The following is a 14,659-nucleotide window of genomic DNA, read 5'->3' on the forward strand; positions in this document are numbered from 1 at the left end:
GACTCTTATTGATTAAATTGAGATATAAAAAAACCGGGCAAGCCCGGTTTTTTAAATTTTACGTATTAACCGTAAAATTACGCCATCGCTTTAATGCGCGCGTTAATACGGCTCTTAGTACGTGCCGCTTTGTTCTTAGCAATAATGCCTTTGCGAGCCATGCCGTCTAATTTAGACTGTGCAACACGAAATAATTCGTTTGACTTAGCTTGATCACCCGCTGCGATAGACGCCAATACTTTTTTAAGTGCCGTACGCATGTCTGAACGCATTGCTACGTTGTGTTGACGACTTTGTTCCGCTTGACGTGCGCGTTTTGCTGCTTGTACTGTATTTGCCACTTTGTAAATCTCCAAAAGTTAGGTTTTACGCATCAACGATCCATAGACCGAAATAACGCAACTTCAGATAGCACACCGCGCGCTAAAGAAGAAAAAAAGAATTATCCACATTTAGCCCATAACCGTCAATCCCGAACAGACAAAATTGAATAATTTAAAACACTTCTGGAAACTTAGGCCAAGGATAAGCCGCGTCACCGACCGCCATAAAAAATGGATTAAGCAACGACTGGGTTTGCACGTATTTAAGCGGATGTCCGGCGGCGTTTAAAACCGAACCACCGGCGGCTTCCAACACCACTTGCGAGGCGGCGGTATCCCACAACGACGTAGGGCCAAAACGCGGATAGACATCAGCACGGCCTTCGGCCACCAAGCAGGTTTTAAGCGCCGACCCCATTATAATGCGCTGCGTGTCACCCAATTGCGCCACAAACTTAGTCGTAGACTGGCCATGTCGACGACTTACCGCCACGTTAATAACAGGATGGGTTTGACACACTAACCGACTTGATTCAATAGGTTGCGCTTGCGCCATAACGGTTAACCAGGCCTGGTCGGTTATACCCGCCTCTAAAGCCAATAAACCCGTAAGTTTAAACGCCCCACCGCCGTGCACCGCACAATATAATTCGCCTTTTTCGGGTGCGTACACCACCCCCAACACCGGCTGTTGCGCGTCAATTAAGGCGATGTTTACACTGTACTCACCCGTGCGTTCAATAAATTCTTTGGTGCCATCCAGTGGATCAACCAGCCAATAACATGACCAGGCCTGGCGGGTTGCAAACGGCACGCGCTCAACGCTCTCTTCGCTAATAAGTCCAACGTCGGGCAGTAAATCCGTTAACGCGTGGCAAATAAAGTCGTCGGCCTGTTGGTCGGCAATGGTGACGGGTGAGCCGTCGTGCTTTTTTTCAACCGCCACGGCACCCGCTTGATGATAAATGGCACTAATACGCTGTCCAGCTTCATAGGCAATTTTGCATACCTGTGGCAAAATAGCTTGCAGTTGCGCTTGGGTAAAAGTGGGTAAGCTTGCTTGGGTTACATTAGGTGTGTTCAAATTTTTTTCATCTCTTGTAACAACAACATTAAGGCCGCATAAGCGCGACCCTCGCTAAAATCGGGTTGTTGCAATAAACGCGTCCAATCGTCTAGTTTCCACGGCACCACTTCTAAGGGCTCGGGTTCATCGCCAAGCGCAGTTTGCGGGGTTAATTGAGTGGCCAAGACAATGTGGGTGTGATGCGTCATGTATCCCGCCGCCAGACTGACTGAATCCAACAATTTAACGTGCGCGGGGCAATGCCCCACCTCTTCTTGGCTTTCACGAATGGCCGCCTCTTTCCAGGTTTCACCCGCGTCAATTTTACCCTTAGGAAACCCCAGCTCGTAACGCCCCACACCGGCGGCAAACTCTCTAATCAACAACATGGTATTGGCGTCTAACATAGGAATAATCAACACCGCCCCCAACGTACTGCCCAACAACCGCTCGTAAGTGACCTGCGTGCCATTGGCAAACTGCAACTGCTGAGTTTGCACGGTAAAGTTTTGTGATTGCACCGCAATGTTTTGGGCTAAAATAACCGGCGATTTTTGCGTGGATGGGTTTATTGATTGGTTTGTTGATTGGTTTAACAAGTTTGACGAAATAACCGACATGTTTTAACGCCTTATAAACTAATTTTGATAGAACCTCATAATACGCTAAGGAGCGCCCATTGCCAATAATTCAGCCGCACAAGCCACTCATTGACTGGTCTAACATTGACACGGTTTTATTAGACATGGACGGTACTTTACTGGATTTGCATTTTGATTGGCATTTTTGGATGCATGTCATTCCGCACGCCTACGCCGAGCAAAACCAATTGGCGTTAAGCGATGCTAAAGCGTTAATTCACCAAAAAATTCACTCACAAACTGGCACGTTAAATTGGTACTGTCTAGACTATTGGAGCGCCACCCTTAACCTGCCTATTGCCCAACTTAAACGTGAGCTAAAACACCAAATTAAAGTTCACCCGCAGGTGCTGGATTTTTTGGCGCGTTTAAAGCAGTTAAACAAACACGTGGTGATGGTCACCAACGCCCACCGCGACAGCTTGGCACTCAAATTAGAGATGACCGAAATTGGCGCTTATTTTGACGTATTGGTTTCGGCACACGACTTTGGCACCCCCAAAGAAGACATCGCTTTATGGTCGCACCTGCACAATGCCACGCCCTTTAATCCGCAACGCACCTTATTAATTGACGACAACTTGCACGCCCTGCAATCGGCCAAGGACTATGGCATTGCCTATTTATTGTGCGCCACCCACGTCAGTCCAGAGCTTGAAAAAATTGACCCAAAAGACTTTGCAGGGTTTGAACGCTACGAGCAAATTATGCCGTAAGCGGCTATAAAGCCAGCATCCCGTCTTACAAATTTAACAGCGCGTTAAGATTGCATTAAAAACACCAGCTCGGTGACCGCCACGCCTCGGCGTGTGCTGGTCGATTGAGCGACCTTCTCAATGTGCATAAACCCAGCAAATAATTCCATCACCTCGTCTTGCGTCACCGAAAACGGCGGGCCAGACAATTGCGTTTCGTTGTACTCCATGGTCACCATTAACAGTTGCGTGCCTTTTGGCAAAATGACTTTAAGATGCTGCGCGTAAGCCGCACGCATGGCTTTAGGCAGCGCCACAATCGCAGCGCGATCGTACACCGCACACACATGGCGGCACTCTTGCGCGGTTAAATGAAAAAAATCCCCGCATAATAAACGCATCCCGGGTAACTCGTAACCGCAATAACGGTCGTGCGTAATGGGTTGCGCAACGATATTATTTTCGTGTAAAAATTCGTCCAGCGCCTGGGCGCTTAGCTCAACCCCCAAAACCTCGTGGCCGGCCTCTTTTAACCACAGCATGTCCAGCGATTTACCGCACAATGGCACCAATACCGCGCCACCGTTTAACATTAAGCGCGGCCAAAACTGGCGCAAAAACGCGTTAATATCCGCCTGATGAAACCCCACCACACCGCTTTGCCACATTTTATGCCAAAAATCTGCGTCCATTTTGTTCTCAAACTTAGTTAATTTAAACGTTATGCGCCCTATAATAGCGATTCATTAAACGCAAAGAGCATCGGCATGTCAAACTCAACACCCCCAATCACACCCAATACACCCAATACACCCAATACACCCAATACACCCAACGAAACCAGGCCTGGTCAACCCATTGTGCCAACCTTAAAACGGGTATGGCAAAACAATTGGGTTAAAAACAGCGTGACTGTTTTGGCGTTTTTGGCGCTGTTCTTAATCTTACGACCCTTTATGCAAGGCGATGTATTGCGCGGTCAAGCGCCCATTTTGCAGGTGCAAAGCCTCACCGGACAAACGTTAGATTTGCAAGCCCTAAACCAACAAGGCAAACCGGTGCTGATTCACATTTGGGCCACCTGGTGTCCCATTTGCAGTGTCAGCCGTGATGGCATCGAGTCCATTGCGAAAGACTACGCGGTCATCAACATCGCCTCGCAATCGGGCACCAACGCCGAGCTGTTAGCCTACGCCCAACTTAACAATATGAACCCGGCGTTTATCGTCAACGACGAAAGCGGCCAGTGGCTCAGTCAATTTGGTGCCAAAGCCGTGCCGGCCGACTTTATAGTTGGCTCCGATGGCCAAGTTGAGTTTGTCGAAGTAGGCTTTACCACCGCCTGGGGTTTGCGTTTACGCTTGTGGTGGCTGGGATTATAAAAACCGCTTTAACCAGGCCTGGTCAGAAGCATTTTTGACGTTTTTGATTGGGTTTGCTTACTTTATCCCTATTTGGATTCAGCCCTTATATGGTATATACTTAATGGTAATACCCACTCATTGGAGAACACCATGTTACACACCGCCAAAGTATTTCAAAATGGTCGTAGCCAAGCGATTCGTCTGCCAAAAGAATTTAGAGTAGAAGGCACAGAGGTGTACATTGAAAAAATTGGCCACTCTATTTTAATCAGCGCCAAACAACCCAGCCAGTGGGATTTAATGCGCCGTGCGCTCGACGATTTAGCCGAACTAGACGATTTTGAGCAACAACGTAATCAGCCCGCCGCACAAGAGCGAGCGTTATTTTGATTTATCTGCTGGACACCAACATCATCTCTTATTTAATTCGCAGTCGTGATTATGCACTGATAGACCGCTTTGAAGCCACAGCAAAACAGGCGCGTTTGGGTGTGTCGGCCATTACCGTAGCCGAACTGTTTTACGGCGTGCATAAAAAGCCAGCCCCAAGTTGGCTGTGGCGGTCAGAGAGTTTTTATACCCGCTCGAAAAGTTTGTTTTTGACGACTCAGCGGGCTTGGCTTATGGCCAATTACGAGCTTATTTAGAAGCCTCTGGACAAGTCATTGGCGCACACGACATGCTTATTGCCGCCAACGCAGTGAGTTTAAACGCCACCTTAGTCACCAACAACGTTAAAGAATTTGCGCGAATTCCTAATTTAACCATTGAAAACTGGTGCGACTAAACCAATGACCAAACCAGTGACTAATCGCATGACTAAAACAGCGGCCACATCACGTTTGCCCCGCCAAAAATACGGTGGCACGGTGTTGCATTGTGAGCGCGACGCTTATGGCTTAATCGAGGTGGTGGACACTCAACACATGCGCGGTTTGTTTTTTGGCCCGGGTGCCGAGCAAAGCCGGCTGTATTTTAACGCCCCCATGACCTTAGCACTTGAATACCAAGAAGTGATTGAACAGCAGGTGCTTAATTTTTGCGACCAGCACAGCGTTAAGCGTTTGCTTATGCTGGGACTGGGGGGCGGCACATTGCTCACCCACCTAAACCGCTTACTGCCCAACGTCACCCTGGACGTAGTCGAGCTGCGCCAAGCGGTGATTGATGTCGCCTACCGTTACTTTTACCTGCCCGACGTGCCTGAAATTACCCCCATTTGTACCGACGCTTATACGTTTATGGCGCAATCGCATGCTCAGGGTGCGCCTGGTTATGATGTGCTGGTAATTGACCTATTTGACGACCAAGGCATGCCCGATGTGTTTGCGCAATTTGAGTTTCAACAACACTGTTTGCAACGGGTAAACACACCAGGCCTGGTCATCTTTAATGTGTGGAACAATCCAGAACCGCACATAAAAGCCCAAACCGAACAACTCATTAGCCACTGGCAACACCTGCAAACTGAGCATCTAATAACCCATCCGCGCGCAAGCTTCACAGTTGAACGCTATCAAATTCACTCAAGTGAGAATATAATCCTGTGCATTCAGCGTTAGCCCGGAAAATTCATAAATTATGCACCCTCTCGCTTGCTCCTTGATTCCACAAGAAATATTTTCTCAGTCGGTCGTAATCGTGGATACGACACTTCTTCGAAAATTTCCTTGTGAAAACAAGTTTCTGCGCGATCTTGGCACAAATTTATGAAATTTCCGGGCTAGACGCATTCTTTTGTACAATTTTGGAACAACACCACACATTATGGCTCTTCTTTTTTACGCGACATCACCCTAAGCTTTGGCGCAGCACCCTTATTTGACAAAGCGACTTTTCAAATTGAACCCAACGAACGCGTCTGTATTGTGGGGCGTAACGGCGAGGGCAAATCGACCCTGCTCAAAGTGGTGGAAGGCGCAATTCAAGCCGACGGCGGCACGCGCATTGTGCAAGACGGCGTAAAAATTGCCAAACTGCAACAAGAAGTTCCGCACGACATGACAGGCAGCGTGTTTCACGTGATTGCCAGCGGATTGGGCAACTTAGGCAGTTTAATTGAGCAGTTTCACCACATCAGTCACCAACTGCAAACGGATTACACCGACGAGATTATGGAAGCTTTTAGCGAGGTGCAACAGCAAATCGACAACCAAAACGGTTGGGAGCTAAACCAAAAAGTCGATACCATTATTTCTAAACTGGAGCTGCCCGCCGACGCCGAGTTTTCAAACTTATCAGGTGGTATGAAACGTCGCGTGTTGTTAGCGCAAGCCTTAGTGCAAGAACCCGACATTTTACTGTTAGACGAACCCACCAACCATTTGGACATTCCGTCCATTCAATGGCTTGAAGGCTTTTTAAAGAACATTCGCTGCAGTTTGGTGTTTATCACCCACGATAGAGCGTTTTTACAAGCTCTAGCCACACGCATTGTTGAGCTTGATCGCGGTAAAATCGCCAGTTGGCAGTGCGACTACCAAACCTATTTGCAACGCAAAGAAGAGGTTTTAGAAGCCGAAAGCAAACAAAACGCCTTGTTTGACAAAAAACTCGCACAAGAAGAGGTTTGGATTCGTCAAGGCGTAAAAGCGCGCCGCACCCGCAACGAAGGCCGCGTGCGCGAGCTTGAAAAACTGCGTTTAGAACACCAAGCGCGTCGCGGCGTGCAAGGCACCGCCAACCTGCAAGTGAACCGGGCGGCCAACTCGGGCAAGCAGGTGATTGAAATGGACGAGGTATCGTTTGGCTGGGGCAATCGCACCATTATTGACCAGTTTTCATGCATGATTATGCGTGGCGATAAAGTGGGCATTATTGGCGAAAACGGCTGCGGCAAATCAACCTTAATTGGCTTGCTTCTTGGCAAAACTCAGCCGCAAACCGGCCACGTTAAAATAGGCACCAACATTCAAATTGCCTACTTTGACCAGCATCGCGCCCAGTTAGACGAAAGCAAACCGGTGGTCGAAAGCGTGTTAGAAGAGAGCGATCACGTTGAAATCAACGGTCAGCGCAAACACATCATGAGCTACTTGGCCGACTTTTTGTTTACCCCAGAACGCGCCCGCCAACCGGTCAAATCGCTTTCGGGGGGCGAGCGCAACCGTCTGTTATTGGCGCGAGTGTTTTCCAAACCGTCTAACCTGCTGATTTTAGACGAACCCACCAACGATTTAGACGTTGAAACCTTAGAATTGTTAGAAGACTTGCTGATGAATTATCAAGGCACTGTGCTCATAGTTAGCCACGACCGCGCCTTTTTAAACAACGTGTGCACCAGCTCGATTGTGTTTGACGCCCCCGGCGTGGTCAACGAATACGTGGGCGGTTACGACGATTGGTTGCGTCAACGTCCCGCGCATTTTGGCAAACAGAGTTTTAACAAACTCAATAAAGAAGCCGAAACCAAAGCGCTAGAGAAAACCGATGCTATCGAGCAAGCGGCTATTCCTGCGCCCACCGACAGCGGTCAAGTCACAAAAACCAGCAAACCCAAGAAACTCAGTTTTAAAGACCAGCGCGAATACGACGCCCTGCCCGTTGAAATTGACGCGCTTGAAAAAGCCTTGAGAGCCTTAGCCGAGCAAATGAACGCCGCCGAATTCTATCAATCGGGTGAAGAAAAAATTCAAGCCACCTTAAAAACTCTGGCCGACAAAGAGAGCCAACTGGAAGCCGCCTTTGCCCGTTGGGAAACCTTAGAAGCGTTGCTTAACGAATAATAGCGCGTCATCACGACAAATCAGCAGCCAAGCACACCCAAAACGCATTTAACCAGGCCTGGTCAAATGCGTTTTGTTCTCAAACACGTGTTTTAGACCGATGTTTTAATGTAAACTACTTGACCCATTTTTATTCAGGACTCCGCCACTATGAGCTGCAAAGAAAAACACAGTTATTCTACTTTTTGTCGTTCACCCAACGATGCCATGAAAGAACCGATGTTCTTTGGTCAAAACGTCAATGTGGCGCGTTATGACCAGCAAAAATACCCTTTTTTGAAAAACTCATTGAAAAACAACTGAGCTTTTTTTGGCGTCCCGAAGAGGTCGATTTATCGAGCGATCGCACCGAATACGCCGATTTGCCCGACAACGAACAGCACATTTTTATCAGCAATTTAAAATATCAAACCCTGCTCGATTCGGTGCAAGGCCGTTCGCCTAACATCGCTCTGCTGCCGCTGGTGTCTATTCCCGAGTTAGAAACGTGGATAGAAACCTGGGCGTTTAGCGAAACCATTCACAGCCGCTCGTACACTCATATTATTCGCAATATTGTCGCCAATCCCTCGTTGATTTTTGACGACATTGTCAATAACGAAGAGATTACCAAACGCGCTGAAAGCGTTACCCACTATTACGATGAGCTGATTGCCTTAACCAATCACATGTATGCCAACGAAATTGATTTGTCTCAAGACGATGCGTTTCGTAAAAAGATTAAAACCGCGCTGTATTTAACCTTGGTGTCGGTCAATGTGTTAGAAGCCATTCGGTTTTATGTGTCGTTTGCCTGCAGTTTTTCGTTTGCCGAACGCAGCTTAATGGAAGGCAACGCCAAGGTGATTAAACTGATTGCGCGCGACGAGGCTTTGCATTTGTCGGGCACGCAAAACATGATCAATCTCTTGGCTGACGGTCAAGACGATCCAGAGATGGCGTTAATTGCCAAAGAACAACTGGAACAGACCTACACGATCTTTAAAGAAGCCGCTCAGCAAGAAAAAGAGTGGGCTGAGTACCTGTTTAAAAATGGCTCGATGATTGGTTTAAACGCGCAAATTTTAAAAGACTATGTGGAATACATTACCAACGTGCGTCTAAAAGCCTTACGCCTTGAACCCATTTTTGAACACAAAAGCAATCCACTTCCGTGGATGAACAATTGGCTGGTGAGCGATAATGTACAAGTCGCCCCACAAGAGTCCGAAATAAGTTCGTATTTGGTGGGACAAGTTGACTCAAAAGTAAACCAAGAAGACTTTAACGATTTTTCACTGTAGCGGTTTGCAACACCGTTAAAAAGCTTTTAGACCGCATATAAATCTGGTTAAAAAGGCTTTTAAAACCAAAAAACCCATTTAACCAGGCCTGGTTAAATGGGTTTTTTGCGTTAATACACGGCAACGTTTTTAAAAAGACAACTTAATGCCCGCCGGTGCATTTTGGCGAACGCGGCGCTTGCTCGACTGCTAACCATTCGGTGGGCGAATAGGTGTGCAAGCCCAACGCGTGAAACTGCGGCATTAACTCGTTTAACGCGCGGTATACCGCTTGCTGACGCCTTACTTTGGCCAAGCCTTCAAACTCGGGCGACACCACCACCAACTTAAAATGCGATTCGGGTTCTGGCCCAGAATGCATGTGACTTTCGTTTATTAGCTCCATGTAGACCACATTAAAAGTGGCGCGAATGGCGTGTTCAATTTGGGGTTGTAACATACAAAATACCTCATCAATATGGGCTTGGCGGGGTTAACTCAATGTTAACTGGTCGCACTGAACCCAAGATTATAAAACTTATTTATGCCTTAAATTTATATTTTTATCACTGTTTGTGAGTATAATTTTAGGTCTATTGACACAGGAGTCTGCCATGAACTTTGTTAAAACCTCTGCCCTCGTAAGCGTGTGCTTATTCAGCTTTAGTCCCTTAAGCCAAGCGCAAACACAATCTGCTCCGGCCAGCGGTGCACTTAAACCCGTACCCGAACTGCAAGACGCGCCCACCGAGCGTTTTCCGGGCGATCCAGCGCAACACAAAGCGGTGTACATGTTTAACAAAGCCGACCCCGATTATCAATTGGGAATTTTAAATTCAATTCAGGCCATGATTAAACGCTACGGCGACAACGTGGACATTGCCGTGGTCGCGATTGGTCCTGGGTTGCATGTATTGGCCAAAAACCCGACCCGTAAAGTAGACCCCCTTACCTACGAACGCGTGGCGAGTTTTGCTAAAGACTACAACGTGCGCTGGATTGCGTGCGGCAACACTATGAACACCCTGCACTGGAAAGACGCCGACATGCGTGACTTTGCCGAATACGCCGAAGTGGGTGCGGCGGCGTTAATGGAGCTGCAAGAAGAAGGTTACAAACCGTTATTTTGGTAATGCATCACGGCTAATTTGTAAATTACTCTTTACTTCACCTTTTACATTACCAGGCCTGGTAGATTTGTTAAATTTTGTAAATTCAAATGACCAGGCCTGGTTTAACCGCTCTATTTAACCGCTCTAATTAACGACTCTATTTAACCGCTTGTTGTGCCAAAAGCGCGTCCAGTTTTTGATGCAACGCCTGCAACTCTTGCTCAATGCGCATCTCGTAGTCCACGTGTTCTTGTTTTTCTAGGTCGTCTTGATCGGCGGTTAATTTTTTATGCTCTTCGTCTAACACCTCAACCACAATCCCAATCATCATGTTAAAAAACACAAACGCCGAAAAGAAAATAAACGTTAAATAATAAATCCAACTTAAGCCGTACATCGCCATGGTTTCGTACATTACGCTGGTCCAGCTTTCAAATGTGGCCACTCTAAACAGGGTGAGCAACGACACACCCAAATCGCCCCACAGCACCGGATTAATGTTTTCAAACAACAAGTTTCCAATGACTGCGTACACATAAAAGATAATAAACATTAATAACGCCACATACCCCATGCGCGGTAAGGCGCTGAGTAAAGCGCTTACCAACACGCGCAGCTCAGGAATAAACGAGATTAAACGCATGACCCTAAACAAACGCAACATTCGCGCAATAAGGGCGTATTGCGAATCGTCTAGCGGAATTAAACTCACCGCCACAATCACAAAGTCAAAAATATTCCAGCCCTTTTTAAAGAAGTCTTTTAGACGGTCTTCGGCCGCCATGCGAATGCTTATTTCTAGCAAAAAGAACAGGGTGACGGCGTAATCTAAACCCCATAAAATTTGTTCGGCCACCGGATGCATCTCGTAGGTGCGAATACCAATCATCAACGATGAAAAAATAATCACCCCAATCACAAACAGCTCAAATGCTTTGTTGTCACGAATAGTTTGAAAGCGATTTTGAAAGTCATTCCAGGTCATAAACACAATCTTCTTTTGTTTTTTAAATAAGAGGGGCATTTTACTGCAAAGCCCTTATCAATCGTTGTTAAAATACACCACGTTAAATGACCCATCCAAAACAAAAAGGAAATACCATGGCAAAGATTCAAGTCGTAGGACAAGGTGAGTGTGAATTTACCGGACAGTTTTCACTGTTAGAAGCCTTAGATGAAAACGGTTTTGACATGCCCTACAGTTGCCGTGGTGGCAATTGCGGCGCGTGTACTGTGCGATTAATATCCGGAAAAGTAGAAGAAATTCAAAGTCCCGCTTACGATACGCGGGCGGGTGAGATTTTAACCTGCAGCGTAATTCCGTTAACCGATGTGGTTATTGAGTTAATTTAACTTAAATCGGATACACAAAAAACCCACTAAAAAGTGGGTTTTTTGTGTCAATATGGCCTATTAAGGCCAATAAACCATCTGCTTAACGCATTGTTCAATGCGTTAAGTTTTGCATCATATTACTTAATAGCCGCTAATTGCTTAGCAACGATTTCAGCAGGAAGTGCAATGTAACCATCCTTCTCAACGTCTTCTTGGCCTTTTTTAGACAATACTAACTTTAAGAACTCACCCACAACTGGCTCGATAGGCTTGTTAGGCGCTTTGTTAACATACACATACAATAAACGTGACAATGGGTAAGTACCATTTAACGCGTTTTCAGTAGTGGCTGCAACGTGCTTATCGCCCTCTTTCTTGCCTAATGCTAAAGCTTTAACACCGGCTGTTTTGTAACCGATTCCAGAATAACCAATCCCGTTTAAAGAAGCTGAAACAGATTGTACAACCGATGCAGAACCAGGTTGCTCGTTAACTGACGACTTAAAGTCACCTTTACAAAGCGCTTTTTCTTTGTAGTATCCGTAAGTTCCAGACACTGAGTTACGTCCAAATAACTGAATGTCTTTATCAGATAAAGTCCCTGTTGCGCCAATCTGACCCCAGTTAGTAATATCTTCTTTAGCACCACATGTACGTGTTGTAGAGAAAATAGCGTCTACTTGTGCAAGAGACAAACCGTCAATTGGGTTGTCTTTGTTTACGTATACAGCCAAGGCATCAATCGCAACGGCAACAGCAGTAGGCTTGTAACCGTGTTTTTCTTCAAACGAAGAAATTTCTTTGTCTTTCATTTTACGGCTCATAGGGCCAATGTTAGACGTGCTTTCAGCTAGTGCTGGTGGCGCAGTAGAAGAACCAGCCGCCTGAATTTGGATGTTAACGTTTGGATACGTACGCTTAAACTCTTCAGCCCAAAGGGTCATTAAGTTAGCAAGGGTATCTGAACCCACTGAGTTTAAGTTACCAGAAACACCTGAAACTTTTTCGTAAACAGGTAAATTAGCGTCTACGGCGTGAGCGGCGTTTGATGCCATTACGGTAGTAGCAGCAAGACCCATGGCCATTAAAAACTTACGTTTAATCATGTTTATACTCCGAGTTAATAATAAAAACGTTCTTTACGGGACAAAAGTATAAGCACACTTCATAACACGCAATTGACAGAAATATGACAACTGTGTGACGTCGTACCTAACCGTGCTTAAAAGCACGAAAATATTCATGGCCTAACACCCCAAAAGAGACCATTACTTATCTTGTCATCTTTTTGTAATATTCCGCCCTTTTTAAGCGGTTTTTATATACAATTCACGCCTAATTTAGCCAACAGTAGAGCTTTAAGCTTATGGAATTACGAGATATTAACGACATAGAAAACGCCACCCAGCGCGGCCGCAAAGAAATGTTTCGCTTTGGTACGGCTCTGCTCTTTATTATTATGATTATGATGTTTACCGCAAACCTGCAAACGGGCACGGGCGTGGTCAGCATCGAACTGGTTATCGCCGCCATGATTGGTGGTTACATGGCACTTAACATTGGTGCCAATGACGTGGCCAACAACGTAGGTCCCGCGGTGGGTTCTAAGGCGCTTACGCTTACAGGTGCCATCGTCTTAGCCGCTATATTTGAAACCGCCGGCGCGCTCATTGCGGGGGGTGACGTAATCAGCACCATCAAAAATGGCATCATTGACCCTCAATTAATTAACGACAGCGACACGTTTATTTGGCTCATGATTGCCGCTTTATTGGCCGGCGCATTATGGTTAAACCTAGCGACCGCTATGGGTGCACCCGTTTCTACCACGCATTCGATTGTTGGCGGGGTTTTAGGGGCGGGCATTGCCGCCGCCGGTTGGGACATTGCCAACTGGAACCAAATGGGGGCTATTGCTGCCAGCTGGGTTATCTCACCCATTTTAGGCGGCTTAATTGCCGCCGGGTTTCTGTTTTGGATAAAGCGCACGATCACCTACAAAGACGATATGGTGGCGGCTTCTAAGCGCATGTTGCCTATTTTAATTGCTCTTATGGCGTGGGCATTTTCAACTTATTTGGTTATGAAAGGCTTAAAAACCCTTTGGAAAGCAGAGTTTTACGAAGCCGCATTGATTGGTTTAATCATTGCCTTGCTAACCTATTGGGGCGTAAAACGCATTATTAACCGCAACGCCAACAGCATGCAAAATAACAAAAACAGCGTTAACAAGTTGTTTACCATTCCGCTTATTTTTGCGGCCGCTTTATTGAGCTTTGCTCACGGTGCCAATGACGTAGCCAATGCCGTAGGGCCTTTGGCAGCCATTTACGATGCTGTGCAAACCCACGGCGTTTCAGCCAGTGCGGCTATTCCATTGTGGATTTTAGTGATTGGTGCGCTTGGCATCAGTTTAGGGCTACTCTTGTTTGGCCCTAAACTTATTAAAACAGTTGGCAGTGAAATTACCGAACTGGATCAAATGCGCGCCTATTCTGTGGCTATGGCGGCCTCTGTCACGGTGATTGTTGCCTCTCAACTGGGATTACCCGTAAGCTCTACCCACATTGCGGTAGGCGGCATTTTTGGCGTTGGGTTCTTGCGTGAATATTTAAAACGCAATTACGCCAATACCATACAAGAGATTCGTGACCACCATCAAGGTGCCGATCATCACGTTACTGAACGCTTTATTCAAAAATTTGAAAAAGCATCAGTAAAACAGAAAAAACTCATGCTGGCGCAATTAAAAGACAAGCAAACAGAGCTAGAACTAACCAAAAAAGAGCGTAAATCGCTTAACAAGGTTTATCAAAAAGAGTTGGTAAAACGCTCGGCGTTCTTAAAAATTGTGGCCGCCTGGGTCATTACGGTTCCTGCGTCGGCTCTGTTGGCTGCATTGATATATTATGCAATTCGCGGAATGATGGTGCCTTAATGACCTTTAACCACCCTTTACAACATAACGCTTATTCAGTTTTTTATTAAATATATTTTAACCAGGCCTGGTTGTTTGCATACATTCATCAACAACCTCACCAGGCCTGGTCACTGCGCTTAAATCAAACACTTCTATATAGAGACCTTTGCACGAGTGGATGTACGGCCAAAAATTTTTCCTCATTTTTTCTCGTAC

The 14,659-nt window shown here is 46.3% G+C and carries 19 protein-coding genes; 12 read left to right on the forward strand and 7 right to left on the reverse strand.

Translation table 11 applies throughout. The features are described from left to right. Positions 1-77: 77 nt before the first annotated feature. From rpsT to nudE, 3 genes are all read right to left on the reverse strand, one after another. Positions 78-341 (reverse strand): 30S ribosomal protein S20, encoded by a 264-nt coding sequence (gene rpsT, locus EP181_RS08445; RefSeq protein WP_127471251.1) that lies wholly within the window; start codon positions 339-341, stop codon positions 78-80. 154 nt (positions 342-495) lie between these two features. Beyond that, positions 496-1,407, reverse strand: coding sequence for a 3'(2'),5'-bisphosphate nucleotidase CysQ (cysQ, locus tag EP181_RS08450; RefSeq protein ID WP_232023396.1), 912 nt, complete (start codon positions 1,405-1,407; stop codon positions 496-498). After that, the gene (nudE, locus tag EP181_RS08455) at positions 1,404-2,009 is read right to left on the reverse strand and encodes an ADP compounds hydrolase NudE (RefSeq protein ID WP_127471252.1); all 606 of its coding nucleotides are present in this window, start codon (positions 2,007-2,009) and stop codon (positions 1,404-1,406) included. The genes cysQ and nudE overlap by 4 nt, the downstream gene beginning before the upstream one ends. A 59-nt stretch (positions 2,010-2,068) precedes the next feature. Between nudE and yrfG the strand changes: the two genes are divergently transcribed. Beyond that, complete coding sequence (yrfG, locus tag EP181_RS08460) at positions 2,069-2,746, forward strand: GMP/IMP nucleotidase (protein WP_232023397.1); 678 nt, start codon at positions 2,069-2,071, stop codon at positions 2,744-2,746. 44 nt (positions 2,747-2,790) lie between these two features. Here the strand turns inward: yrfG and EP181_RS08465 are convergent, their stop codons facing one another. Further along, entirely contained in the window at positions 2,791-3,417 is a 627-nt protein-coding gene (locus EP181_RS08465) for a thiopurine S-methyltransferase (RefSeq protein ID WP_127471253.1), read from the reverse strand. A 75-nt stretch (positions 3,418-3,492) separates the two neighbouring features. Here EP181_RS08465 and EP181_RS08470 point away from each other — a divergent pair, with 75 nt between their 5' ends. From EP181_RS08470 to nrdB, 8 genes are all read left to right on the forward strand, one after another. Then, positions 3,493-4,107: a redoxin domain-containing protein gene (locus tag EP181_RS08470; protein ID WP_127471254.1), complete on the forward strand. Its 615-nt coding sequence runs from the start codon at positions 3,493-3,495 to the stop codon at positions 4,105-4,107. Between the two features lie 132 nt (positions 4,108-4,239). Further along, positions 4,240-4,479 carry an antitoxin gene (locus tag EP181_RS08475; protein ID WP_127471255.1) on the forward strand — a complete coding sequence of 80 codons (240 nt, stop codon included), beginning with the start codon at positions 4,240-4,242 and terminating at the stop codon, positions 4,477-4,479. Next, complete coding sequence (locus EP181_RS08480) at positions 4,476-4,736, forward strand: type II toxin-antitoxin system VapC family toxin (RefSeq protein ID WP_197723365.1); 261 nt, start codon at positions 4,476-4,478, stop codon at positions 4,734-4,736. The genes EP181_RS08475 and EP181_RS08480 overlap by 4 nt, the downstream gene beginning before the upstream one ends. Beyond that, positions 4,706-4,876, forward strand: a complete 171-nt coding sequence (locus tag EP181_RS12055) for a PIN domain-containing protein (RefSeq protein ID WP_197723366.1) — start codon at positions 4,706-4,708, stop codon at positions 4,874-4,876. The genes EP181_RS08480 and EP181_RS12055 overlap by 31 nt, the downstream gene beginning before the upstream one ends. Before the next feature lie 4 nt (positions 4,877-4,880). Continuing rightward, positions 4,881-5,651: a spermine/spermidine synthase domain-containing protein gene (locus EP181_RS08485; protein WP_127471256.1), complete on the forward strand. Its 771-nt coding sequence runs from the start codon at positions 4,881-4,883 to the stop codon at positions 5,649-5,651. Between the two features lie 228 nt (positions 5,652-5,879). Then, positions 5,880-7,814, forward strand: coding sequence for an ATP-binding cassette domain-containing protein (locus tag EP181_RS08490; RefSeq protein WP_127471257.1), 1,935 nt, complete (start codon positions 5,880-5,882; stop codon positions 7,812-7,814). A gap of 150 nt (positions 7,815-7,964) precedes the next feature. Then, on the forward strand, positions 7,965-8,117 hold the full coding sequence (locus EP181_RS12955; RefSeq protein ID WP_476718455.1) for a hypothetical protein: 153 nt from the start codon (positions 7,965-7,967) through the stop codon (positions 8,115-8,117). After that, on the forward strand, positions 8,114-9,097 hold the full coding sequence (nrdB, locus tag EP181_RS08495) for a class Ia ribonucleoside-diphosphate reductase subunit beta (RefSeq protein ID WP_476718460.1): 984 nt from the start codon (positions 8,114-8,116) through the stop codon (positions 9,095-9,097). Before EP181_RS12955 ends, nrdB begins: the two co-directional genes overlap by 4 nt. 142 nt (positions 9,098-9,239) lie before the next feature. On the opposite strand, the gene EP181_RS08500 is transcribed toward nrdB, so the two are convergent. Further along, the gene (locus EP181_RS08500) at positions 9,240-9,536 is read right to left on the reverse strand and encodes a BolA family protein (protein ID WP_127471258.1); all 297 of its coding nucleotides are present in this window, start codon (positions 9,534-9,536) and stop codon (positions 9,240-9,242) included. Positions 9,537-9,690: 154 nt separating this feature from the next. Between EP181_RS08500 and EP181_RS08505 the strand changes: the two genes are divergently transcribed. After that, the gene (locus EP181_RS08505) at positions 9,691-10,209 is read left to right on the forward strand and encodes a DsrE family protein (protein WP_127471259.1); all 519 of its coding nucleotides are present in this window, start codon (positions 9,691-9,693) and stop codon (positions 10,207-10,209) included. A 136-nt stretch (positions 10,210-10,345) separates the two neighbouring features. Here EP181_RS08505 and EP181_RS08510 read toward each other — a convergent pair whose 3' ends face one another. Beyond that, complete coding sequence (locus EP181_RS08510) at positions 10,346-11,212, reverse strand: ion transporter (protein WP_232023398.1); 867 nt, start codon at positions 11,210-11,212, stop codon at positions 10,346-10,348. 77 nt (positions 11,213-11,289) lie between these two features. Between EP181_RS08510 and EP181_RS08515 the strand changes: the two genes are divergently transcribed. Then, positions 11,290-11,541: a 2Fe-2S iron-sulfur cluster-binding protein gene (locus tag EP181_RS08515; protein ID WP_127471261.1), complete on the forward strand. Its 252-nt coding sequence runs from the start codon at positions 11,290-11,292 to the stop codon at positions 11,539-11,541. Between the two features lie 119 nt (positions 11,542-11,660). On the opposite strand, the gene EP181_RS08520 is transcribed toward EP181_RS08515, so the two are convergent. Then, positions 11,661-12,629 (reverse strand): PstS family phosphate ABC transporter substrate-binding protein, encoded by a 969-nt coding sequence (locus EP181_RS08520; protein WP_127471262.1) that lies wholly within the window; start codon positions 12,627-12,629, stop codon positions 11,661-11,663. A gap of 260 nt (positions 12,630-12,889) precedes the next feature. Here EP181_RS08520 and EP181_RS08525 point away from each other — a divergent pair, with 260 nt between their 5' ends. After that, positions 12,890-14,461, forward strand: coding sequence for an inorganic phosphate transporter (locus tag EP181_RS08525; RefSeq protein ID WP_127471263.1), 1,572 nt, complete (start codon positions 12,890-12,892; stop codon positions 14,459-14,461). The last annotated feature ends 198 nt before the right edge of the window (positions 14,462-14,659 follow it).

The sequence above is a fragment of the Thiomicrorhabdus aquaedulcis genome (assembly GCF_004001325.1).
In the GTDB taxonomy this organism is placed as follows: Bacteria; Pseudomonadota; Gammaproteobacteria; order Thiomicrospirales; family Thiomicrospiraceae; genus Thiomicrorhabdus; species Thiomicrorhabdus aquaedulcis.